This is a genomic window from Lysinibacillus sp. FSL K6-4013 (assembly GCF_038630435.1).
Taxonomy (GTDB): domain Bacteria; phylum Bacillota; class Bacilli; order Bacillales_A; family Planococcaceae; genus Lysinibacillus; species Lysinibacillus boronitolerans.
The window spans coordinates 271,356-296,095 of the sequence record NZ_CP152031.1 but is presented as its reverse complement, the minus strand read 5'-3'; the positions used below and the strand labels follow the sequence as shown (position 1 = coordinate 296,095).

Here is a 24,740-nt window from a genome sequence, read left to right as displayed (position 1 = left end):
AAAAACTCACCAAAAGCTTTATGGATAGCCATTGGTGAGTTTTTTATTATTGATGCAATGCTCTATACAAAAATGCTACAAACTCCGCACGTGTTACAGGATCATTTGGTCTAAAGTTGCCATTATCTCCAATTGTGATCCCATTTCCTGCGAGTATAGCGATAAAGTTGTGTGCCCAGTGTGTTTTTGGCACATCCTTGAAAGTATCTTTATTCGATGAAGTTAAATTAAAGGCAAGAACTAATACTTTTGCCATTTGAGCGCGTGTCATATTCGTAGTTGGCTGGAAGTTCCCATCTATGCCTTCAAACAGACCTGCTTGTTGCACCTGATCGATTATCCCAAAATAGAGATGGCTTTTAGGTATATCGTTAAATTCTCGCGTATCTTGTTTCGGTTCTAGCTCTAATGCTCTTGTCAATATCAGGGCAGCATGCTGGCGCTGAATTGGTGCATTTGGCTTGAAGGTGCCATCTTGATAGCCTGTAATAATGCCCTGCTTTGCCATCTCCTGAATCATCGCCCAGCCCCAATGTCCTTGAGAAATATCTGAAAAGATGATATCTGGCTCTTGTTGGGGTGTTGGCTCTGTTGGTTGCGGATCAATTGGTTCTTCAGGTTTAGGCTCTTGTTTTTCAGGTATGTTTGGCTCTGGTATTGGTGATGGATTCGGAGATATACTTCCTCCATCACCCGATGAACCGTCTGTTACCCAATGGGCATATAAGGTGATATTGGACTTCACTACATCCTTAGAAAAATCCCATGGTATCGTCAGTGCAATATCCTTATACCAGCCTGTAAATATATAACCTGCCTTTGTTGGATCTACTGGCCTTGTTGCCAAGGTATCATTAGTTACCTTCTGTGATGTTACTGTGCTACCTCCATTCGTTTCAAAATTCACCGTATACTGTGCGACTACCTTTTCCCATTTGGCATACAAGATTGTATTTTTAGTTACCTTATCCGTTGTAAAATTCCATGGTTTACTGAATGCGGGATCCATATACCAATCTGCAAATTCATAGCCTACCTTTGTTGGGTTTGCTGGCTTTATTGCTAAGGTATCTTTAGTTACCTTCTGTGATACTACTGCGCTACCTCCATTTGTTTCGAAATCCAGCGTATATTGTACGGCTACCTTTTCCCATTTGGCATACAAGATTGTATTTTCGGTTACCTTATCCGTTGTAAAATTCCATGGTGTACTGAATACAGCATCTGTATACCAACCTACAAACTCATATCCAGCTTTTGTTGGGTCTGCTGGCTTTATTGCGAAGGTGTCTTCAGTTACCTTCTGTGAGGCTACTGCACTTCCCCCATTTGTTTCAAAATCCAGCGTATATTGTACGGCTACCTTTTCCCATTTGGCATACAAGATTGTATTTTCGGTTACCTTATCCGTTGTAAAATTCCATGGTGTACTGAATACAGCATCTGTATACCAACCTGCAAACTCATATCCAGCTTTTGTTGGGTCTGCTGGCTTTATTGCGAAGTTGTCTTCAGTTACCTTCTGTGATACTACTGCGCTACCTCCATTTGTTTCGAAATCCAGCGTATATTGTACGGCTACCTTTTCCCATTTGGCATACAAGATTGTATTTTCGGTTACCTTATCCGTTGTAAAATTCCATGGTGTACTGAATACAGCATCTGTATACCAACCTGCAAACTCATATCCAGCTTTTGTTGGGTCTGCTGGCTTTATTGCGAAGTTGTCTTCAGTTACCTTCTGTGAGGCTACTGCACTTCCCCCATTTGTTTCAAAATCCAGCGTATATTGTACGGCTACCTTTTCCCATTTGGCATATAAGGTTGTATCCTCCGTCACCCTATCTGTCTCAAAATTCCATAAACTATTGAGTTCTGCATCTTTATACCAATCTACAAATAGATGCCCTGTTTTTGTAGGATTAATTGGTTTAGTAGCCTTCATAGGAGAAGTAAAAGTTTGACTTGGAACTGAACTTCCACCATTTGACTCAAATTTAAGCTCATATTGCTGTACTAAATCCCATTTCGCATATAAGGTTATATTTTCTGTCACTTTATCTATCTCAAATTCCCATAGGGTTGTGAATTTTTTATCCTTATACCAGCCTGCAAATGTATATCCTTCTTTTATTGGGTTTTCTGGTTTAGTAGCCGTCATATAAGAATTAATAGTTTGGCTTGGGACCAGACTTCCACCATTTGACTCAAATTGAACCACATACTGTTGTTGCACTATATCCCATTTTGCATATAAAGTTGTGTGCTCTGTGACCACATCCGTTGCAAAGTTCCATAGTTTAGTTAAAGCAGGGTTTTTATACCAGCCAGCAAATATTTGTCCTGCTAAGATAGGCGGTTCTGGCTCTTCCAACTTATCACCATATTCTGCGACAATTATTATAGGGGGAGTACTATTTCCTGCTTCAAATCTGACACCGTATACATTTTTCAACCACACAGCATATAAATCTATATCAAATGTTACCCTAGATCTTTCAAAATCCCATTCTGCCGTGCGCTCTTTGTTAAACCAACCAAAAAATTTATGTCCTTCTTTTATTGGAATACTCGGTTTGTTGAGTAGCGCTCCATCCGGTACTTCGACAGTTGTAATGTAGGTATCAAAATGAAATGTGACAGTATGCAAATTCTTTAACCATTTTGCATACAAGATTTTATTTTCTGTTATCACATCTGTATTAAAATTCCAGGGTTTATTCAATTCCTCATCCTTATACCAACCACCAAATGTAAAACCTGCTTTCACTGGAACATCGGGTTCTACCACCTTTTCCCCAGACAATACTTTCTGTTCTTCTATGGTAGTACTATCACTATTTGTTTCAAATGTAACTGTGTACTGTTGGACATTTCCCTTGGCATAAATTCTCAAGGGTTGTGTTACATTTCCATCCCATTTTGTTACCCATGATAAATCTTGGTACCAACCGTCAAAAGTACTACCTTGGCTGTTAAATGCATTTACTCCCAACATTAATGGGCTATTAAATTGAACCCATTGTAACCGATTATATTCAAATGCCCTATCCCCAATGCTCGTTAAACTGTTTGGGAACGATACAGTCGATAATTGATTATCATAAAATGCCAGATTTCCTATCCTAAGAAGACTATTAGGAAGTTGTATAGATGTTAGTTGATTTTGACCAAATCCCCAATCACCTATACTTATAACATTATTAGGAACGACTATACTTTTTAACTTATTACCAAAAAACGCTAGATTCCCTATACTAAGAAGACTAGTTGGAAGTTCTACATTCGTTAAGTAATTAGCTTGGAATGCCCCTTTCCCTATACTGGTAACACTATTTGGAATATTTACAGTTGTTAACCTATTACTATCAAATACATAATTTCCTATACTTGTTATACTGTTTGGAAGTTCGACATTAATTAACTGATTATAGCCAAAAGCCTCATCTCCTATGCTTGTTACACTATTTGGAATCTTAAGATTCGTTATCCGATTGTTTGTAAATGCTTGGGTTCCTATTTTTGTTACACTATCAGGAATATTTACAGTTGTTAATCGATTTCCAAAGAAAGCCTGATAACCTATATCCGTAACACCATCAGGGATGTCCACATGTACTAATTGATTACCATAAAATGCTTGATCTCCTATGGTAGTTAGGTTTTTTGAAATGGTTACGCTTGTTAATTTACTATTTTGGAATGTCCAACGTCCTATATCCGCCACACTATCGGGAATCACAATCGTGCTTAGTTGAGTTTTGGCAAAAGCCCAATCACCTATCGTTATTACACTTTCAGGAATCACTATTTCTGTTAGGTTAGATTCATAAAACGCAAGATTTCCTATTATTGTTACGGGTTTTCCTTCAATAGTTTCAGGAATAACAACAGATCCCCCCGCACCTAAATATTTAGCAATCGTTACACCAGTGCTATTTGGTTGTATCTCAAATTCGCTTGTATTGAAATTGGTTAAATTACGATCATTATCTATTTGCTCATGATCATCAACCTCAATCTTATTATCTACTTCATTTCCACCTGCTTCTTTAGCCTTTTCTTCTATGTCATTTTGTTCATTCGCATAGGTCAGGGATTGTCCCCATTGGAAAAAGAGCAGTAATACAATAAGCATAATGGTAATGTTTTTCTTCATTCATCCTCTCTCCTTTTGTAAATTTTCAGCTTCAAATAGCCCCCTTCCTTTATGAATCCTCGATAAAGAAGTTCCATACATTTATCCTTATAAAGAAAAACACTCTTCTTTATCTTAAAAAAATCAATTTACTTCTACTATTGAGGAATGTTAATTTTTCACTAACTATAAATAAACCGCTATCAAAAAATTGATAGCGGTTTGTTTTATTTAGATTGTTTTAATAATAATGCTTGGGCTCGATTTTTTACTCCTAGTTTATTGTAAATTCCCGAAAGATACACGCGTATGGTCCCTTCAGACAAAAATAGTTGCTCTGCTATTTCCTTATTAGAAGCGCCTTCTGAAAGTAGTGAAAATATTTCTTGTTCACGAGCAGAAAGAGCTTCTAATACTGGTGTTAGTTCTTGAACATAATCTAGCAATCGATAAGCATAGCCAAGGGTTACCTCATCCCAGTCATCTTTAGCACGCTTCCGGCGAAAATCAATATAGTCCCTTATAAGGGGAATAATTTTATTCTCATCTAAAAAGGTTCTTATATAGTTATAAGGTTCAGCTAATTTCAATGCTTGATGTAACGTCCTCAACGCCTCTTCTGCTTGTTCTTGCTCCGCCAAACATATGGCTAATAAAATTGTAGCTTCTATACGAGTAGATAGCTGTTCTTGTTGTTGTGCCTGTAATTGCACCTGTATAATCAATTGCTGTGCTTCTAGTAGATGCCCTTTCATGAGTAAATAGCGTGCTTTTACTAGCAAATAAAATGGAGAATCCTTATACACATTTTCTTCGATCTTGGCTAACTCCTGTTTTGCTTGGACAATATTGTCTTCACGTAAAAATAAAAGTGCCTTCATTACTCTTATACTATCAATCCAATAACGTTCGTTGACCGTTTCAATTGCATGATCTAAAACACCTTGAGCAACAATATACTGCTCTTCTAACACAGCTATTTTGCTTTTCAGAATGTACATCGGTACTAACAATCCTGCATCTTGAAATTGATGTCCAGAACGTAAAGCTTCCTCTAATTCTATTGGTAGCTCATCAAATTGGTTCCACTCATATAATTTTTCTGCACGCATGCCATAACTATAGCCCGTCATACTTAAGTTTTTGAATTCCCCTGTTCTAAACTTAGCGAAAAAAGACATAGCCTGTTCATCTGAAAGTAATTTTCCTCGAGAGCCAATATTTGTTCTAAACAACATAGGCTCTGTTTGATTATATTGTATAAAAATTGCGTCCCATTTGGACCCGACAGGATTTCTCTCCAGCCTTTGTCGAATATATTCCCCAGCTTGTGAAAGATCTCCATTTTTCATGACAAAGACATAGGCTTTCACACCTAGAAAATCATCGACAGCGGATGCATATTCACTTTTATTCATCCATTGATTGGACCTATGCTTTTGTTCTAGGTCTAGTATCGTCTGATAAGCATCTTCTAAATTGTGTAATGCTGCGAGTGTATAGGCATACATTACCATCAATTCTGGGTGTACCTCATAACCATTCGTCAAAAAAGTATCAATCCAATTTACATAGGATGTGGAATGACCACAGGAAAGGAATGTTACAAGATGCTCCTGAATCCATTGTTCAGCATAAATAAACACGTTGCCGCTTAAAGCAAGCTCTATTGCAGATAAAAAACTCCCATTATTATATAAAGCAACAGCTGCTTTTTCATATAAATTTAAAATATCATGCTGGGTAAAACGATTGCTCAATTCTTGACGCAATGCTTCTCTAAATAAATTATGATATCGAAAAACCTGCTCTTTTGCTTCTACTCTGCTAATAAATAGTCCTTGTTGATCAAGCTCTAATAATACTAGTTGAGCATCAGTACGGTTTGTTAGGACATTACATGTATCTGCGGTTAATTGTTCCAAAAGCGAAGTATAAAGTAGAAAGGTTTGGAGAGGTGTTGCTAGTTTTGAAAATACCTCATTCATTAAATAGTGAATCACATTTGAATTACTTTCTCCAAACTCTTTGTCATCTACATTGTGGAAACCTGCTAAATTGGTTAATTGTAACCCTGTAGCCCAACCCTCTGTTATCTCAAAAACCTTTTGAAGCTCCTTTGCCTTTAGCTGTTTATTTAAATTTTCATAAAATTCTTTCGCCTCTTCATACGTAAAAAGTAGATGCTCCATGCCAATTTCAAGCAAGCAATGGTTTAATCTCCACTTTGCAATAGGTAATGAAATAGTTGATCTACTAGTCAAATAAATAAAGCAGTGTTCAGGTAAGAAATCAATGAGGCGAGTCATCGTTTGATGGATGGTAACATTAAAAATATGATGATAATCATCAATCATAATATGAACCTTTTCAGTAGATAGCGATAATTCGTTTAATAGAGCGTCCACTAAATATTCTAAAGGCAACTGTGGTTGAGCATGGAGTATAGAATCAATACGTGAGGAAGCTTCTTGCTGCAAGGAGTGACCAATAGCATGAATTAAATACTTCCAATAACGAATTGGATCATTATCTGTTTGGTCCACTGTATACCATGCAACTGTCGTTTCAAGTTGCTGAAACCAACTACTTAACAAAGTGGTTTTACCATACCCTGCTGGCGCTTGCACTACTATAAGTTTCGCTGTTGACTGATGTAGAATGGCATTTAACCGTTCTCTTTCAATAATTTGCTTGCCCGTTTGGGGTACGGTTGTTTTTGAGGCTAATAAAATATTTGGCATCATATAAACCTCCTTTCTCTTTAACAACTTTAAAAGCCTAGCCATTCTTTCGCCCATAAAATGGCCTTTGTACGGGATCTCACACCTATTTTACTGTAAATTTCCGTCAAATAAACGCGAATAGTTCCCTCTGTCAGCTGTAATTGATGAGCAATCTCATTATTAGAAGCACCTTCTGCGAGTAATTGTAGAACATCTTTTTCTCTTGCAGTAAAGTTAGCGAAAAACTCATCTTCTGAGCTATCATTCTGTAATAGTTTATTTACATATGCTAATGGCACTGACTTAAATGTATCTCCCTTACTATGCTGACGTATACGCCAGTATTTATTTAGTAATGGCCAGATAGAATCCTCTTCTATAAATGTACGGTAATAACCATATAAAACTCCATGTTCAAGGGCAGCGTGTAATCCTGTTAAAGCGAAATCCTCTTTCCCAAGTGAAAAATGACAAATGGCTTCTAGCAGACCCGCTTCAATAAGCGTAACGATTTGCTTCTCCTGAATTGCCCCTTCTTTTAAACGAATAGCAATTTGCAATGCTTCCTCTAGTTGATTGTTGGCATATAGGATTTTACCTTGAACTAATAAATAAAAGGGATTTCTTGATGCAATTCTATAATTGATAAAATCTGTCACTCTAAAAAACTCCTGTTGCGCATATGAAATATTACCTTCCAATAAATAAGATTGTGCTTTCATAATATAGAGCATACCGACCCAATAAGGTTTATCGGTTTCCTTCATAGCTTCAATCAATACCATATGTGCTTCTTCAAATTGTTTTTTAGTCATATAAATACGAGCCTTTAACAAGTACATTGGTATAAATAATCCTGGATCTTGAAAACGTAAACCATATTTTAAACCGATTTCTAACTCTTTACCTGCCCTATCTAAATCATTTATCTCATACAATATTTCAGCTAGTAATCCATAGGTAACTCCTGTAATATTTCGCTCCTTTATTTCACTTTCATTCAACACGTGAATCAGTTCTTCCATTTTTCCCACTGGTAAGAATTTTCCTCGCGCTCCCACAAAGGTACGTAAAATTCTAGGCTCAAATTGATTATATTTTAAAGAAATATGATATAAAGATGACTTATTTTTTCTTACATTTACGCGTGTTTGTAAACCTACTTTTGCTTTTTCAAGATCTCCATCTTCCATATAACCTATATAAGCATTCATAATTTCGAAGATTTTTGATACAGCAATAAATTGAAAACCATCCATCCATTTCAATTTATTTTGTTTAAAAAGTAGTTCCTCTATAATTTTCTTCGCCTGATCCATTTCATGAGTTGAAAACAGTGTAGTAATATATAAGACAAGCAAATTAATATCTACTGGAAACTGAGCATTCCTTAATTTTTGTATCCACTGCCCAAATAATAGAGTATGTCCCTCGGCAAATATTTCAACTAAATATTTTTGTATCCATTCATGTGCAAGCTCATATAATTCGCCATTTAGGGCAAGCTCAATTGCTGCAACATAGTCTTCTCTTTGGCATAAATTAGTGGCTACCTCGTAATATATAGAGGCAATCATTTCATAGGATTGTTGCCTGTGAAATTCTACCTGTAGGGCATGCCTAAATAAAGTATGGTAACGATAAACAGGCGGATGTGCTTGTACTTGTTCAATAAACAAACAATTTTTCTCCAGCTCTGAGAATATAGTTAAACTATTTAATTCGTTTGTTACAGATGTACAAACACTCGGCTCTAGGTAGTTTAAAATGGAAGTTCGTAGTAGAAAATCCTGCAATTCTTGAGGTAATATTAAGAGAATTTCTTGCATGAAGTACTCATGAATATATGAACTAGCTTTGGCTAAAATTTCTTCACTACTTAGATTATCTATCATTCCACCTGTTGATAGCTTTATCAGTTGGATACCTGCTATCCAGCCCTCTGTTGTCTTTAGTAAAGGCTTCAGCACATCCTTCTGTTCATCATTTGTAACAGGTGAGAAGAAAGATTGTAGCTCTTCTAAATCAAAAGATAATTGACCCACCCCCACTTCTAGTATCCAACCTTTAACACGCCATTTTGCTAGTGGAAGTTCTAAATTAGTTCGGGTTATTATATATATCCGTACATTGGCTGGTAAATATTCAATAAGTCGGTTTAAAATTTGATAAATTTGAGGGGTGTGGATTTCTTGAAAATTATCAAAAACAATATGAATATTTCCTTTATATGTATCCAAATCGTTTAACAGTGTATCTACAATTGTGTCAAAAGAGGTTATTTCATCTAGTATATTGTTTAACTTTTGCTCTACATTCAATATGCTAAAAGATAATGTATGTATTAAGTACCTTAAAAACCGCACAGGATCATTGTCATTCTGATCGATTGTAAACCATGCTACCGATTCATCAATATGCTTCAACCATAGGCTTAAGAGTGTCGTTTTGCCATATCCTGCTGGTGCCTTTATTATGGTTAATTTCTTCATTCTATTGTTAGATAAAATAGAAAATAATTTCTTCCTCTCTAATGCATCTGGCACTGTACGTGGAATTGTTACTTTTGATTTTACCCATACCATGTCCATCATCTTGTCTCCTTTCTCCATTCATTAGTTCTATATATTTTTAATTTTTCCTGCAATTTGATTTTTCTACTCATTCACATCATCCAAAAGAGCATACTTATTTTAGAAAGATAAAGCAAACCACTTCACTTTTTTTATTCCTAGCGTTAGAATACTAATATCTTATTTTCCTATAGGAAACTTTATTTCATTAATGATACTTTTTGAAACGAGGGAACAATATGGTTTACAAACGAGTCACAAAATCGTCTGCAGAGGCGGTTTTAGATGGAGATATAAAAGGTTGGCGAAGATTTTTGCCATTTTTAGGACCTGCTTTCATTGCAGCAGTCGCCTACATCGATCCTGGCAATTTTGCTACAAATATTACAGCAGGCTCTCAATACGGCTACCTGCTACTTTGGGTTATAGCCTTTTCTAATTTAATGGCCGTATTAATTCAATCCCTATCTGCCAAGCTTGGGATTGCAACAGGAAAAAATTTACCTGAAGTCGCTCGCGAGCATTTTTCTAAAAAAACATCTATCTTTTTATGGATACAGGCAGAATTGGTCATCATTGCCACTGATCTGGCGGAATTTATCGGAGCAGCATTAGGGCTTTATTTACTATTCAATATCCCAATGCTTCCCGCCGCATTAATTACAGCAGTGGGCTCGTTCGCTATTTTAGAGTTACAAAGAAGAGGATTTAGAGCCTTTGAAGCTGGTATTTCTGGCATGGTTTTAATTGTTGTATTGGCATTTGCCTTCCAAACATTTTTAGCACAGCCCGCATGGGGCGATGTAGCGATTGGCATGTTCACGCCACACTTTGAAGGGGTAGATTCACTATTATTAGCAACAGGTATTTTAGGAGCAACCGTTATGCCTCATGCTATTTACTTACATTCTTCTTTAACACAAAGTCGTATTATTGGTCGTAATGAGGCTGAAAAAAAACGTATTTTCCGTTTTGAATTTATCGATATAATCATTGCTATGATTATTGCTGGTGCCATCAATATGAGCATGCTTATAATTGCCGCAGCAGTATTCCATACCCAAGGCTTGGTAGTAGAAGATTTAGATGTAGCCTATAATGGCTTAAAAGAGGCACTTGGCCCAATGGCAGCTATTTCCTTTGGCTTAGGTTTACTCATTGCAGGGCTAGCTAGCTCCTCTGTGGGAACTTTAGCAGGTGATGTAGTCATGCAAGGATTTATTCAAAGAAAAATACCACTATATTTACGTAGGGCGATTACTATGGTGCCTCCACTAGTCATTATTGCATCAGGGGTAAACGCAACCTATGCTCTCGTTCTAAGTCAGGTTGTGTTATCTTTTGGTATTGCATTTGCCCTTGTTCCACTTGTCATGTTTACAAGCAAACGGGACATCATGGGCAGTTTAGTCAATCATCGGATTACAACGGTTTTAGGTTGGTTTGTAGTCGTCATCGTTGTGGCATTGAATATCTACTTACTGTGGGAAACAATATTTTCCTAATAATAAAGCCAGGTACTCTTAAGCATGAGTACCTGGTATTTTTTAAACATCTACCTTCTCAACATTCCGTATAGCTAAATAAGCAATACCCAGACCCACGATGGCTAAAGTAATTGGAATAATAATAATATCGTTTAAAGTAAAGTTACCTGAATTGGACGAAGTTACAGACACAATTATAATAGATGAAATGATAGTTGTCGGTATAGAGTATTTTCTCATCCCAAAATACAATGGGATTAAAGCTATGCCTGAGGCAGCTATCGCGTTCATCAATACAGAGGGTATATGCTGGATAATTAAAGAACTTGATAGTACATCTGGAATTAGTTCATATTGATCGCTTATGACACAAAAAATGGTTGTAATAAGAGCATTGGAGATAATGATCATACTGAAAGTAAATAGCATGACAATGGCTAACTTTGCGACCATTAATTTCTTTCTACTTATCGGATACATAAAGGCTAATGTAATGGTTTTAAATTTATATTCTCCGATGATTAACTTAGCTATTAACGTAGAAGCAAAAATAATAAAAACTGCTCTTACAAATGAATCAATGACACTTAAAGCAACCTCGTAATTTTCTAGCCCTGGATCCCCTTCTACTTTAGAAATAAATAAAATCATAAACAGAAACCCGAGAATGACTAAATTAGCAATGATAGCTCCTCTAACATATGATCCTAAATGAAACTTTTTCATTTCTAAACGCATTAAATTAAGCATGAACAACGCCTCCATTAATTAGCTTTAAGAAATAATCCTCTAATGAACTTGTTTTTTTGCTAATTTCCTCAATCTCAACGTCATGTTCAATTAATGCTCTCGATAGATTTTGCTGAGATACGGTTGAGTCGTATATACGTATAGAGTTATCATCCATTAGCTTAAAATTGGTAATTTTTAATTCACTTTCAATAATAAATGCTGCCTTTTTTCCGTCACTTACGATTACTTCTGTATAATTGACCTGATCACGGTTTATAGTGTCCATCGCTACCTCTGTGATAAGTCTTCCATTCTTAATAACTCCTATTGTATCGACTAATTGTTCTATTTCAGCCAGAATATGACTTGAAATAATAATTGTTATGCCATACTCCTTACAAAGCATCTTGAAAAGCTCTCTTAACTCCTTTATCCCAACTGGGTCCAATCCATTAATTGGTTCATCTAATATAAGTAACTCTGGCTTTGTAATGATGGCTCTTGCGATGCCTAATCTCTGTTTCATCCCAAGAGAAAAATCTTTAACCTGCTTATTCTCTGTATTCGTTAACTTTACTAAATTAAGAACATGTGCAATTTCTTTCTTATCATAATAACCCATGTATTCACAATGTAATTCCAGGGTCTCACTAGCCGTTAATTTTTCATAGAAAATAGGATATTCAATAATTGTCCCCATTCTTTTTAGTAATTCATAGGATTTGTCTGTCAATTTCTCCCCTAAAATTTCTACATCCCCACTAGTAGGCTTCGTTAGATTAGTTAGCATCTTCATAACAGTGGTTTTACCTGCACCATTGGGTCCTAAAAATCCATAAATCTCCCCCTTCTTAACGTTCATATTGACAGCTGAAACAACTTCTTTTCCATCGTAAACTTTCGTAAGCTGATTTGTTTTTACAATGTATGTCATGTAATTCTCTCCCTCAATTGTGACTAGATTCATTATAAAAAATGAAACTCTCTATTTTATTACTGCATTCTTACAAATTTCTTAAGTAAAAAAGCCTGCAAAGCATTAAAGCTCTACAAGCACAATGGATTCAATACATCATTCGTTTTAGCGAAATGGTAAAAGTAGTTTTTTCATTAGGAATACTCGATAACCGGATGGAGCCATTCATTATTTCTACTAGTCGCTTTGTAATCGTTAGTCCCAAACCACTGCCTTGAAAAGATTTATTGCGAGAATCCTCAAGTGTATACATCCTTTCAAATACGCTATCGATATGATATTCATCAATACCCTTGCCACAATCCCACACATCAATATCAATATTGGCTTCTTCATTTCTTACGGTAATTCCAATTACATTGCCGTCTGCTCCATATGCAATAGCATTAGACAGTAGATTGTTTAGCACCCTATTTAATGCTTCTTCATTACCAAGTGCATACATGGGGCTTGCAGGAATATCAATATTAATAGCTAATCCCATTGAAGTAACCAGATCGTAAAAAGACAAAATATTTTTACGGCATATTTCACTGACATTGATTTTAGTGATTGGGTAATCTGTATCTCCAGCCTCTAATTTCGCCAAGTCAAAAAATGTATGGATAATTTTTAACACTTCTAATGTTTTAGCATGTACACCTGTAAGTAATCGTTGGCGTTCCTCGTCACTCATCGCATTTTGAAGTTGAAGCATTTCAATATAGCCAAGTACAACTGTTAAAGGTGTTTTAAGATCATGCGAAATATTGGCCAACATCTTTTTCATGGAATTTTCCATTTTACGATGCGTAGCCTGGATTTTTTGATGCTGATCTAGCAAAGCATTCATTGTAACAAGTAACTGTTGAATTTCTGAATTTGTAGTTGTAACTAGAATCTTTTCATACGTCTGTTCATTTACAATTACGTGTAGTTTACTATGAATGTATTGGATAGCGCGATCTTGTTCCTTCTTGACTTTCCATTGAAAAGTGAGAATCCCGATTAGCAATACAATTATTAATAATAGAAATATCATCATATTTTTATCCCTCAAACTTATAGCCAATTCCCCATAGAGTTTTAATATATTGAGGATTTGATGGATCATCTTCTATTTTTTCACGTAGTCTTCTGATATGTACATTTATAATATTTTCATCTCCATAATAGGCATCTTTCCATATCATCTGATAAATTTGCTCTTTGGTAAAAACCCTGTGACGATTTGTCACAAACAATTTTAAAATGGAAAATTCCTTTGATGTTAGCTTTATCTCTTGTCCACTCTTTGCTATTGAGAAATTAACGATATCTATCTTTAAATTATCGATTTTTAGGACCTCTTGCTTTTGTTCAGCTTGACTGGAGTATTTCGTAGCTCTTCTGATAACAGCCTTTACACGGGCTGAAAATTCTAGCATAGAAAAAGGTTTAGCAATATAATCATCTGCCCCTAATCCTAAGCCTAGTGCTTTATCAACATCACTGTCTTTGGCAGACATAATAATGATAGGAAGTGCTGCCTGCTCTCGAATAATCTTTAATACTTCCAATCCATTTAGTTTAGGAATCATAATATCTAAGATGACCAAATCAAAGGTATTTTGCAAACAATTTTGTAATGCCTCTTCACCATTGATCGCGGTTGTGACATTGAAACCTTCCATAGTTAAATAATTTTCAACCATTTCACGAATGGCTTCATCGTCTTCTACCAGTAAAATATGCTTTTGCATTATCATGCACCTCTCCTACTAAAACCCAATTTCCATATGTATATTACATTACCATATTTATGATGTTTAATTGGAGAGATTTTGTTCATGAGTGTTAAAAAAAAGCTGCCCTATAAACCATCACTTTTTGGTTTACAGAACAGCTCTATTAATTAATCTTCAACTTTTAAATCACAATCTTTAAGTGGAAGCATTTTTGTTTTGTGCTTTATTTTATAGCCCAACCATAATGCTAAAAATAGTGGAATCCCAATATACGAAACAAGGATACCGTACCAATCTATTTTTTCACCTGTAAAGGCTGTGTAATTTTGTCCAATGACTACGATCATACAAACAGTAAAAGCAAATAATGGTCCAAATGGATATAATTTAGCTTTATAAGGTAATAACTTTGGATCTAAGCCCTGTGCATCAAACGCTCGGCGGAAACGATAATGACTAAATGCAATACCTAGCCATGCAATAAAGCCAGACATTCCAGAAGCATTTAATAGCCAGATATAAACCACTCCATCACCAAAGAAGGATGCCAAAAATGCTAAACAGCCTACAGCTAATGTTGCCATAAGTGCATAAATCGGAATACCTCGACGACTTAGCTTTGAGAAAAATTTAGGTGCATGTCCATCCACTGCTAATTGCCATAGCATACGAGAAGATGCGTATAGTCCTGAATTTCCTGCTGACAGCATAGCCGTTAAAATAATGGCATTCATTAATGAAGCAGCAAAGGCAATACCTAGGCGGTCAAACACTAGTGTAAACGGTGAGACTGCGATATCTTCTGATAATAAACGTTCATCTGTGAATGGAATCAACATCCCAATTGCACCAATCGCTAAAATATAAAACAAAATAATACGCCAAAATACAGATTTAACAGCCTTTGGAATATTTTTACCAGGATCATCTGTTTCACCTGCTGTAATTCCAAGTAATTCTGTTCCTTGGAATGAAAATCCAGCTGCTAGGAAAATACCAAATGTGGCAAGGAAGCCACCATGGAATGGCCCATCACTAATAAAGAGATTAGTGAAACCTACAGGAGCCTGCCCTCCTAAAATACCAAAAATCATTAGTAAGCTAATGATAATAAAAACAATGACCGTTGCTACTTTAATCATGGCAAACCAATATTCACTTTCACCATAACTTTTTACGGATAGTAAATTAAACGTCAGTACAACAGCAATAAATAATACTGTCCAAAGTGCTGATGAGCTATCTGGAAACCAATATTTCATAATTAATGATACAGCAGCAATTTCTGCAGCAATGGTGATTGCCCAGTTATACCAGTAGTTCCAGCCTAATGCAAAGCCCAAAGCGGGATCTACAAATTTGGTTGCATACGTACTAAATGAACCTGATGATGGCATATAAGCAGCCATTTCCCCTAAGCTTGTCATTAAAAAATACACCATAATACCGATTAAAGCATAGGCAAGCAATGCTCCTCCAGGTCCTGCCTGAGCAATAGCACCACCACTGGCTAAAAATAGCCCCGTACCAATTGTACCGCCTAAAGAAATCATTGTGATATGACGACTTTTTAATTCTTTTTTCAGCTTCGGTGCTTTATGTCCGAGCTGATTTACTTTTATTTCACTCACGATATAGCTTCCTTCCTATTTATGAGGCAAAAAAATGCCATCACATATACACTGTGATGGCTACGTTAATCCTCAGTTTTTCTTACATGATAGCTCAACACGTTGTGCAAACGTGACAGTTCTGTTCCTTTCGGAGACAGCCCCAGCATGAGGTTTTCAAGTCCCCTCACACTTCGGCAATATTTCCTTTCAGCTAATTTCATCAATGCTTGTCATTTCAATTAGCATACTTATAAATATCGCGACCTCTACCTCAATACAAACATGAGGCATATAATTATTAAATTTATGATGTTTATTATACTAACATAAGACCATAGACATTTCAATACAACGGGAAATGTTCTGTATTTTATGAATCTTCTACTATTTTTAATAGTGTGATAAAGTGTTATAGTAGTTCAATTAGAATGGTTATTATTAGGGGGGATTTTATTTTGACTACAAATGATCATTCCACTAGTTTTCCAAGTAAAAAAATTAGCTGGAAAGGAACAACCTTACTTTTAGTCTTTGGCGTTATCTTTATAGCCTCTACATTACGAATGCCACTAACTGTTGTTGGCCCAATTATATCCTTTATCCGTGAAGATCTAGGGATATCTAATGTATTGGCAGGCTTTCTAACAACTATTCCATTGCTGGCTTTTGCTATTATATCTCCATTTGCGCCAGTTGTAGCACGCAAACTAGGGCTTGAGCTAACATTATTTTTATCCACTTTACTCTTGGCCTTAGGGATTGTCCTACGTTCACTTGGTACAACAGAATTACTTCTATTGGGTACTGTGTTAATTGGCGTAGCCATTTCTTTTGGAAATGTATTAATTCCTGGATTATTAAAATTGAAATTTCCATATCATGTTGGTTTATTGATGGCCTTTTTCACCATGTCCATGAATTTTACTGCTGGTCTTGGTGCTGGTATTAGCTATCCTATAGCTAATTCATCGTTAGGCTGGCAAGGGGCGCTATCCATTGCACTCATACTTGTTCTAGTTACAATCTTAATTTGGATACCTCAACTAAAGTCAAATAAACCGGAACCAGTTACTACATCTAAAAAGACCAGTACACCTCTATGGAAATCACCTGTTACTTGGGCTGTCACAGGGGCAATGGGTTTACAGTCTTTATTATTCTACACAACAGCAGCTTGGATACCTGAAATCTATATTGCTCAAGGTTTAGCGCCTGATAAAGCTGGCTGGATGTTTTCAATCATGCAATTCTCACAAGTACCAATGGCCTTGGCAGTGCCTATTATTGCAGGTAAAATGACTTCTCAACGCCCACTTGTATTGATGTTTACTTCCTTCTATTTAGTAGGCTTTGTTGGGGTTGTCATGGAATGGACAAGTCTTGGAGTACTATGGATGGTTCTTCTAGGGTTAGCAGGTGGTTCTTCATTCGCTCTAGCAATGATGTTCTTCACTCTCCGCACTCGTACTGCATTTGAAGCAGCAGATTTATCAGGCTTTGCACAATCTTTGGGTTATTTATTTGCCGCAATCGGTCCTATTCTTTTTGGCTACTTGCATGATTTATTTGGTGGCTGGAATATTGCGGGATGGCTCTTTGTCGTTGTGGCAATGTTACTCTTCTTTTGCTCAATGAGAGCCTCTAAGGATGAATATGTGCATTAAAATTAAATAAAGCAGGTGGATCGACTTCCTCCATCTGCTCTATTTCTATATAGTGTTTCCACATTACTTAATTGTCGAGTTGCTGGAGTAATGTTAGCAATTCAGCAAGGTAATCTGATTCTTCATTATTACGAGCTGTTATAGCAGAAAAAATAGGAACAGCTTCTTGTAAGAGCTTATAACTATAATAGTAATAGCCTATAAAAGCTTGCTGCTCATAGCCCTTTGGCGTTTCTTCCTCCCACTCCTGCTCATCATTGTCCTCATGTTCTCTCCATAAATAGTTGACTTTTAATAGCTCCTGCATATTTTCAACAGTATTGGTTGGGTCTAGATAATCCTTCGTAATAGCATGTGCCACAGCTAAATATAACTGTAATTCTTGTAAGGAGACATCCTCTATTTTTTTACTTTTAAGCTTTTTTAAAAGAATAAGCAAAACCCATGGTGTCACCTGCCACAATGTACCTTGATGTTCAATTAAATCAGCTAGCTGTGTGTATTGCTCCTGTTCAATCAGCTGAGGAATAGCTGTACCTCTACCATAAGGTGTTGTCAATTGTCTCCATGGGATATTGGGAATTTGCTGATCTAACATAGTAAGCCCTCTCTCATCGAAAGTATAACGAATGGATAATTAACTATTGAAAGTAAACAGTTCCTTTACTCTAATAGCATGGTTTTTGATAAAAATAATTTGGTGTATGATATATATTTACATAGGGTTTATGAAATATATGAGTCGTTGCAGGCGAAAGTGGCGGGATTAACCATGTCCAGTTGCCTGTAACTTCTCTTCCTGCTGTTTTTTCTGCTTCCTCAAACAATTTAAACTGCTGAGCCGCTGTATGATGATCAACAATGCTCACACCATCTTCTTTAAATGAATGAAGAACAGCAATATTAAGTTCGACTAATGCACGATCACGCCAAAGTGATGCTTGTTTAGTTGTATCTAGATTAAAAATTTCTGCAATAGCAGGTAGCATGTTATAGCGCTCATGATCTGCTAAATTGCGTGCACCGATTTCTGTTCCCATATACCATCCGTTAAATGGGGCTGCTTGAAAGTCAATTCCTGCCATTTGAAAACGCATACTCGAAATAATGGGTACAGCATACCACTTCATTCCTAATTTCTCCACATCGATTGACTCTGGATGGCGGATTGGAACCTCTACTATATTTTCTTCAGGAATTACAAACACTTGGGGAGCCCGGCTATCTACCTGTATAACGAGTGGTAGCACATCAAAAGCTGTTCCTTTGCCTTTCCACCCTAGAGATTCACATACTTTTGTAAACTCAATGGACTGCGAATCTCCAATAACGCCTGCCTCTGTTTCATAGCCTGCATAGCGAATTAGTTGATGATTCCAAATCCGTACTCTATCTGAAGCAAACACTGTTATTGTTGGACGGATTTTCCCATGATTTGTCGCATAATCAATATGTTCTAGTAATTTTCGGAAAATAGCCTTTTCATCTAAAACATCGCGTGCATCTACCACGTGGAGTGACTGCCAAAACAGACGTCCGATACATTTATTGCTATTACGCCATGCCACTCGTGCACCAAAAACTAACTCTTCTGTTGTTGGGTGATATTCACCTGCATCCTTAACTGCCTGTAATCTATTCTTTAACCAAAGTTCTGATTCATTTTGTTCTGTCTGGTATAGACTTAAAAACTGCTGTATCTCCTGTATATTCATATCGATTCCTCCACTTATCCTCATATTAGAGGAACAAAACAACAAGCACCATGAAAATAGTAATTAAAAAAACATACATATTTTATATATGAAATAGTTTGTTCAAATTTACTCTATAGACTCACTTTCGTAAGAGAATGTAAGAGAGATCCTAATTATTATAAAAAGACTACATTAATCATGTAATCTTCATAGTGTTGCAGCAAAGCAATCAATAGAATTTTGTGAAAGATAAAAGTCTTTCCATTTTAGGCTACTTACATGCTGCTGACGCTTTACTTTCGCGCTGGGGCTAGTCTCTGTCTGACTAACCCCGGCAATAAGTAGTCTTCCTCATTTATCCACACAAATAAATTGTAGGTATTCACTTATGGATGGCTGTTGTAACTCATTCCCTTCTCCACATTGAAGATAAGGGCTTATCCTCTCTGAGAATACAGATAATGGGCTTTTTGATCGCTATGCTACTTTGAAAAAAGGAAAGACACTTTGCAGAATGGTTGATTGGAGAGGAGCCAGCGTCACGCCGAGGGGGATTTAGCGTCACAGATGTACCCTGGAGCGAACGTAAGTGAGTGAAGCGGCTCATCGGACGCCGCCTGGAAAGGAAGCTGGCAGAACGGAAATCTACCTCTACCTTGCTAAAAGGTCTTTTTCTGCTAGTGATCTTTTTTCAACAACATGAAAAAGGAGAATAGAATTAAAGGAGAATAGAAAAAAGCATGTAACACACATCTGTGCTACATGCTTGATGACCCGTACGGGATTCGAACCCGTGTTACCGCCGTGAAAGGGCGGTGTCTTAACCACTTGACCAACGGGCCGTGGCTCCGAAGGCAGGACTCGAACCTGCGACAACCTGATTAACAGTCAGGTGCTACTACCAACTGAGCTACTTCGGAATAATGATGGGCCTAAATGGACTCGAACCATCGACCTCACGCTTATCAGGCGTGCGCTCTAACCAGCTGAGCTATAGGCCCATTTTGGAGCGGGTGATGAGAATCGAACTCACGACATCAGCTTGGAAGGCTGAGGTTTTACCATTAAACTACACCCGCAATAATGGTGGGTCAGGACGGAATCGAACCGCCGACACTTAGAGCTTCAATCTAATGCTCTACCAACTGAGCTACTGACCCGAAAATGGAGGAGGTAGAGGGATTCGAACCCCCGCGCGGTGTTACCCGCCTGTCGGTTTTCAAGACCGATCCCTTCAGCCAGACTTGGGTATACCTCCAAAAATATTAAAATGGTGGAGCCTAGCGGGATCGAACCGCTGACCTCCTGCGTGCAAGGCAGGCGCTCTCCCAGCTGAGCTAAGGCCCCATTAATCATGAAAGATGGTCGGAATGACAGGATTCGAACCTACGACCCCTTGGTCCCAAACCAAGTGCTCTACCAAGCTGAGCTACATTCCGTAAACATGAATTTATTGGCGCGCCCGACAGGAGTCGAACCCATAACCTTCTGATCCGTAGTCAGACGCTCTATCCAATTGAGCTACGGGCGCATATTAATTAAAAAATGATGAGCCATGAAGGACTCGAACCTTCGACCCTCTGATTAAAAGTCAGATGCTCTACCAACTGAGCTAATGGCTCATAAAAAAAGAAAAAATGGCTGGGGTACTAGGATTCGAACCTAGGCATGACGGAATCAAAATCCGTTGCCTTACCGCTTGGCTATACCCCAATGTTAAAATGGGGCGACTGATGGGAATCGAACCCACGAATGTCGGAACCACAATCCGATGCGTTAACCACTTCGCCACAATCGCCACTATATAAATTTATAATAGCTGTATATGAACGAGTACCTCAATACCTGGCAGGGGCAGTAGGAATCGAACCCACACCAAAGGTTTTGGAGACCTCTATTCTACCGTTGAACTATGCCCCTAAAATGGTGGAGGGGGACGGATTCGAACCGCCGAACCCTAAGGAGCGGATTTACAGTCCGCCGCGTTTAGCCACTTCGCTACCCCTCCAAGGGAATGGTGCCGGCGATAGGAGTCGAACCCACGACCTACTGATTACAAGTCAGTTGCTCTACCAACTGAGCTACACCGGCAATAATAATGGCGGTCCCGACCGGGATCGAACCGGCGATCTCCTGCGTGACAGGCAGGCATGTTAACCGCTACACCACGGGACCAAAATGGTGGAGGATGACGGGCTCGAACCGCCGACCCCCTGCTTGTAAGGCAGGTGCTCTCCCAGCTGAGCTAATCCTCCACAAAAAATAAGCGAAGCGACGTCCTACTCTCACAGGGGGAAGCCCCCAACTACCATCGGCGCTAAAGAGCTTAACTTCCGTGTTCGGTATGGGAACGGGTGTGACCTCTTTGCCATCATCACTTCACTTATTCAGCTGAAAGACTTATTCTTTCAAAACTAGATAAACGATACATTGAATGCTTCAAACATATTGGTTAAGTCCTCGATCGATTAGTATTCGTCAGCTCCATGTGTCACCACACTTCCACCTCGAACCTATCTACCTCATCGTCTTTGAGGGATCTTACTTACTTGCGTAATGGGAAATCTCATCTTGAGGGGGGCTTCATGCTTAGATGCTTTCAGCACTTATCCCGTCCACACATAGCTACCCAGCGATGCCTTTGGCAAGACAACTGGTACACCAGCGGTGTGTCCATCCCGGTCCTCTCGTACTAAGGACAGCTCCTCTCAAATTTCCTACGCCCACGACGGATAGGGACCGAACTGTCTCACGACGTTCTGAACCCAGCTCGCGTACCGCTTTAATGGGCGAACAGCCCAACCCTTGGGACCGACTACAGCCCCAGGATGCGATGAGCCGACATCGAGGTGCCAAACCTCCCCGTCGATGTGGACTCTTGGGGGAGATAAGCCTGTTATCCCCGGGGTAGCTTTTATCCGTTGAGCGATGGCCCTTCCATGCGGAACCACCGGATCACTAAGCCCGTCTTTCGACCCTGCTCGACTTGTAGGTCTCGCAGTCAAGCTCCCTTGTGCCTTTACACTCTACGAATGATTTCCAACCATTCTGAGGGAACCTTTGGGCGCCTCCGTTACCTTTTAGGAGGCGACCGCCCCAGTCAAACTGTCCGCCTGACACTGTCTCCTGCCCCGCTAAGGGGCATGGGTTAGAATTTCAATACAACCAGGGTAGTATCCCACCGACGCCTCCTTCGAAGCTGGCGCTCCGAGATCTCTGGCTCCTACCTATCCTGTACAAGTTGTACCAAAATTCAATATCAGGCTACAGTAAAGCTCCACGGGGTCTTTCCGTCCTGTCGCGGGTAACCTGCATCTTCACAGGTACTATAATTTCACCGAGTCTCTCGTTGAGACAGTGCCCAGATCGTTACGCCTTTCGTGCGGGTCGGAACTTACCCGACAAGGAATTTCGCTACCTTAGGACCGTTATAGTTACGGCCGCCGTTTACTGGGGCTTCAATTCGCAGCTTCGCTTGCGCTAACCACTCCTCTTAACCTTCCAGCACCGGGCAGGCGTCAGCCCCTATACGTCACCTTACGGTTTTGCAGAGACCTGTGTTTTTGCTAAACAGTCGCCTGGGCCTATTCACTGCGGCTCTCATGCGCTTGCACGCTCAAGAGCACCCCTTCTCCCGAAGTTACGGGGTCATTTTGCCGAGTTCCTTAACGAGAGTTCTCTCGCACACCTTAGGATTCTCTCCTCGACTACCTGTGTCGGTTTGCGGTACGGGCACCTCTCACCTCGATAGAGGCTTTTCTTGGCAGTGTGAAATCAGGAACTTCGTCCATACGGACTCGCCATCACAGCTCAACGTTACAGTGTGCGGATTTGCCTACACACACGCCTTACTGCTTGGACGCGCACAACCAACGGCGCGCTTACCCTATCCTACTGCGTCCCCCCATTTCTCAAACGGTGAGGAGGTGGTACAGGAATATCAACCTGTTGTCCATCGCCTACGCCTATCGGCCTCGGCTTAGGTCCCGACTAACCCTGAGCGGACGAGCCTTCCTCAGGAAACCTTAGTCATACGGTGGACGGGATTCTCACCCGTCTTTCGCTACTCATACCGGCATTCTCACTTCTAAGCGCTCCACCAGTCCTTCCGGTCTGACTTCAACGCACTTAGAACGCTCTCCTACCACTGACATCGTAGATGTCAATCCACAGCTTCGGTGAATCGTTTAGCCCCGATACATTTTCGGCGCAGCGTCACTCGACCAGTGAGCTATTACGCACTCTTTAAATGATGGCTGCTTCTAAGCCAACATCCTGGTTGTCTGTGCAACGCCACATCCTTTTCCACTTAACGATTACTTTGGGACCTTAGCTGGTGGTCTGGGCTGTTTCCCTTTTGACTACGGATCTTATCACTCGCAGTCTGACTCCCGTGTATAAATATCTGGCATTCGGAGTTTGTCTGAATTCGGTAAACCGGGATGGCCCCCTAGTCCAAACAGTGCTCTACCTCCAGTATTCTCATCACGAGGCTAGCCCTAAAGCTATTTCGGAGAGAACCAGCTATCTCCAAGTTCGATTGGAATTTCTCCGCTACCCACACCTCATCCCCGCACTTTTCAACGTGCGTGGGTTCGGGCCTCCAGTAAGTGTTACCTCACCTTCACCCTGGACATGGGTAGATCACCTGGTTTCGGGTCTACGACCACGTACTACATCGCCCTATTCAGACTCGCTTTCGCTGCGGCTCCGCCTTCTAAAGCTTAACCTTGCACGTAATCGTAACTCGCCGGTTCATTCTACAAAAGGCACGCTATCACCCATTAACGGGCTCTAACTACTTGTAGGCACACGGTTTCAGGATCTCTTTCACTCCCCTTCCGGGGTGCTTTTCACCTTTCCCTCACGGTACTGGTTCACTATCGGTCACTAGGTAGTATTTAGCCTTGGGAGATGGTCCTCCCGGATTCCGACGGAATTTCACGTGTTCCGCCGTACTCAGGATCCACTCAGGAGAGAACGAACTTTCGACTACAGGGCTTTTACCTGCTCTGGCGGACCTTTCCAAGTCGCTTCATCTAACTCGCTCTTTTGTAACTCCGTATAGAGTGTCCTACAACCCCAAGAGGCAAGCCTCTTGGTTTGGGCTCTTCCCGTTTCGCTCGCCGCTACTCAGGGAATCGATTTTTCTTTCTCTTCCTCCAGGTACTTAGATGTTTCAGTTCCCTGGGTCTGCCTTCAAGACGCTATGTATTCACGTCAAGATACTACGCGATTAAACGTAGTGGGTTCCCCCATTCGGAAATCTCCGGATCAAAGCTCACTTACAGCTCCCCGAAGCATATCGGTGTTAGTGCCGTCCTTCTTCGGCTCCTAGTGCCAAGGCATTCGCCGTGCGCCCTTAATAACTTAACCAAGTTATTAAGCCTATAAAAAAACTTAAAAAATAAATGTGTTTGTTACAATT

At 39.2% G+C, this 24,740-nt stretch carries 12 protein-coding genes, 17 tRNA genes, 2 rRNA genes and 1 riboswitch; of the genes, 2 read left to right on the top strand and 29 right to left on the bottom strand.

Annotated elements, in window-relative coordinates:
* Positions 1 to 46: 46 nt before the first annotated feature.
* The 3 genes from MHB39_RS01485 to MHB39_RS01475 form a co-directional block, all read right to left on the bottom strand.
* Positions 47 to 4,159: an InlB B-repeat-containing protein gene (locus MHB39_RS01485; RefSeq protein ID WP_342545657.1), complete on the bottom strand. Its 4,113-nt coding sequence runs from the start codon at positions 4,157 to 4,159 to the stop codon at positions 47 to 49.
* A gap of 206 nt (positions 4,160 to 4,365) precedes the next feature.
* Positions 4,366 to 6,885, bottom strand: coding sequence for a LuxR C-terminal-related transcriptional regulator (locus MHB39_RS01480; protein ID WP_342545656.1), 2,520 nt, complete (start codon positions 6,883 to 6,885; stop codon positions 4,366 to 4,368).
* Between the two features lie 26 nt (positions 6,886 to 6,911).
* A complete protein-coding gene (locus tag MHB39_RS01475) occupies positions 6,912 to 9,455 on the bottom strand; it encodes a LuxR C-terminal-related transcriptional regulator (RefSeq protein ID WP_342545655.1) in 2,544 nt (847 codons plus the stop codon).
* A gap of 221 nt (positions 9,456 to 9,676) precedes the next feature.
* Between MHB39_RS01475 and MHB39_RS01470 the strand changes: the two genes are divergently transcribed.
* Positions 9,677 to 10,942, top strand: a complete 1,266-nt coding sequence (locus MHB39_RS01470) for an Nramp family divalent metal transporter (protein ID WP_342545654.1) — start codon at positions 9,677 to 9,679, stop codon at positions 10,940 to 10,942.
* Positions 10,943 to 10,984: 42 nt separating this feature from the next.
* Here the strand turns inward: MHB39_RS01470 and MHB39_RS01465 are convergent, their stop codons facing one another.
* The 5 genes from MHB39_RS01465 to MHB39_RS01445 all read right to left on the bottom strand — a co-directional run bounded on the left by MHB39_RS01465 (position 10,985) and on the right by MHB39_RS01445 (position 15,969).
* Positions 10,985 to 11,674 carry an ABC transporter permease gene (locus MHB39_RS01465; RefSeq protein ID WP_036074987.1) on the bottom strand — a complete coding sequence of 230 codons (690 nt, stop codon included), beginning with the start codon at positions 11,672 to 11,674 and terminating at the stop codon, positions 10,985 to 10,987.
* Complete coding sequence (locus MHB39_RS01460; protein WP_036074989.1) at positions 11,667 to 12,590, bottom strand: ABC transporter ATP-binding protein; 924 nt, start codon at positions 12,588 to 12,590, stop codon at positions 11,667 to 11,669. Before MHB39_RS01460 ends, MHB39_RS01465 begins: the two co-directional genes overlap by 8 nt.
* 130 nt (positions 12,591 to 12,720) lie before the next feature.
* Positions 12,721 to 13,656 (bottom strand): sensor histidine kinase, encoded by a 936-nt coding sequence (locus MHB39_RS01455; RefSeq protein ID WP_036074991.1) that lies wholly within the window; start codon positions 13,654 to 13,656, stop codon positions 12,721 to 12,723.
* Positions 13,657 to 13,660: 4 nt separating this feature from the next.
* A complete protein-coding gene (locus tag MHB39_RS01450; RefSeq protein WP_342545652.1) occupies positions 13,661 to 14,353 on the bottom strand; it encodes a response regulator transcription factor in 693 nt (230 codons plus the stop codon).
* 152 nt (positions 14,354 to 14,505) lie between these two features.
* On the bottom strand, positions 14,506 to 15,969 hold the full coding sequence (locus tag MHB39_RS01445; RefSeq protein WP_342545651.1) for an amino acid permease: 1,464 nt from the start codon (positions 15,967 to 15,969) through the stop codon (positions 14,506 to 14,508).
* 82 nt (positions 15,970 to 16,051) lie between these two features.
* Positions 16,052 to 16,228, bottom strand: a riboswitch (Lysine riboswitch).
* Positions 16,229 to 16,406: 178 nt separating this feature from the next.
* Between MHB39_RS01445 and MHB39_RS01440 the strand changes: the two genes are divergently transcribed.
* The gene (locus MHB39_RS01440) at positions 16,407 to 17,615 is read left to right on the top strand and encodes an MFS transporter (protein WP_036074997.1); all 1,209 of its coding nucleotides are present in this window, start codon (positions 16,407 to 16,409) and stop codon (positions 17,613 to 17,615) included.
* Positions 17,616 to 17,682: 67 nt separating this feature from the next.
* On the opposite strand, the gene MHB39_RS01435 is transcribed toward MHB39_RS01440, so the two are convergent.
* The 21 genes from MHB39_RS01435 to MHB39_RS01335 form a co-directional block, all read right to left on the bottom strand.
* Positions 17,683 to 18,213, bottom strand: coding sequence for a hypothetical protein (locus tag MHB39_RS01435; RefSeq protein ID WP_339280585.1), 531 nt, complete (start codon positions 18,211 to 18,213; stop codon positions 17,683 to 17,685).
* Between the two features lie 70 nt (positions 18,214 to 18,283).
* Positions 18,284 to 19,330, bottom strand: coding sequence for a nitric oxide synthase oxygenase (locus MHB39_RS01430; RefSeq protein WP_036075000.1), 1,047 nt, complete (start codon positions 19,328 to 19,330; stop codon positions 18,284 to 18,286).
* Between the two features lie 752 nt (positions 19,331 to 20,082).
* Positions 20,083 to 20,154 (bottom strand) — tRNA-Glu (locus MHB39_RS01425).
* Between the two features lies 1 nt (position 20,155).
* Positions 20,156 to 20,232, bottom strand: a tRNA-Asn gene (locus MHB39_RS01420).
* A 7-nt stretch (positions 20,233 to 20,239) separates the two neighbouring features.
* Positions 20,240 to 20,313 (bottom strand) — tRNA-Ile (locus MHB39_RS01415).
* 4 nt (positions 20,314 to 20,317) lie between these two features.
* Positions 20,318 to 20,391 (bottom strand) — tRNA-Gly (locus MHB39_RS01410).
* A gap of 5 nt (positions 20,392 to 20,396) precedes the next feature.
* Positions 20,397 to 20,472 (bottom strand) — tRNA-Phe (locus tag MHB39_RS01405).
* A 5-nt stretch (positions 20,473 to 20,477) separates the two neighbouring features.
* Positions 20,478 to 20,570 (bottom strand) — tRNA-Ser (locus MHB39_RS01400).
* A gap of 13 nt (positions 20,571 to 20,583) precedes the next feature.
* Positions 20,584 to 20,659 (bottom strand) — tRNA-Ala (locus tag MHB39_RS01395).
* 15 nt (positions 20,660 to 20,674) lie between these two features.
* A tRNA-Pro gene (locus MHB39_RS01390) sits at positions 20,675 to 20,751 on the bottom strand.
* A 15-nt stretch (positions 20,752 to 20,766) separates the two neighbouring features.
* Positions 20,767 to 20,843: transfer RNA gene (locus tag MHB39_RS01385), tRNA-Arg, on the bottom strand.
* A gap of 18 nt (positions 20,844 to 20,861) precedes the next feature.
* Positions 20,862 to 20,934 (bottom strand) — tRNA-Lys (locus tag MHB39_RS01380).
* A 16-nt stretch (positions 20,935 to 20,950) separates the two neighbouring features.
* A tRNA-Gln gene (locus tag MHB39_RS01375) sits at positions 20,951 to 21,025 on the bottom strand.
* Between the two features lie 9 nt (positions 21,026 to 21,034).
* A tRNA-His gene (locus tag MHB39_RS01370) sits at positions 21,035 to 21,110 on the bottom strand.
* A 48-nt stretch (positions 21,111 to 21,158) separates the two neighbouring features.
* Positions 21,159 to 21,232 (bottom strand) — tRNA-Trp (locus MHB39_RS01365).
* 4 nt (positions 21,233 to 21,236) lie between these two features.
* A tRNA-Tyr gene (locus tag MHB39_RS01360) sits at positions 21,237 to 21,320 on the bottom strand.
* A 7-nt stretch (positions 21,321 to 21,327) separates the two neighbouring features.
* A tRNA-Thr gene (locus MHB39_RS01355) sits at positions 21,328 to 21,403 on the bottom strand.
* An 8-nt stretch (positions 21,404 to 21,411) separates the two neighbouring features.
* A tRNA-Asp gene (locus tag MHB39_RS01350) sits at positions 21,412 to 21,487 on the bottom strand.
* Between the two features lie 4 nt (positions 21,488 to 21,491).
* Positions 21,492 to 21,567: transfer RNA gene (locus MHB39_RS01345), tRNA-Val, on the bottom strand.
* 11 nt (positions 21,568 to 21,578) lie between these two features.
* A 5S ribosomal RNA gene (gene rrf / locus MHB39_RS01340) occupies positions 21,579 to 21,694 on the bottom strand.
* Between the two features lie 66 nt (positions 21,695 to 21,760).
* A 23S ribosomal RNA gene (locus tag MHB39_RS01335) occupies positions 21,761 to 24,688 on the bottom strand.
* Between the last annotated feature and the right edge of the window lie 52 nt (positions 24,689 to 24,740).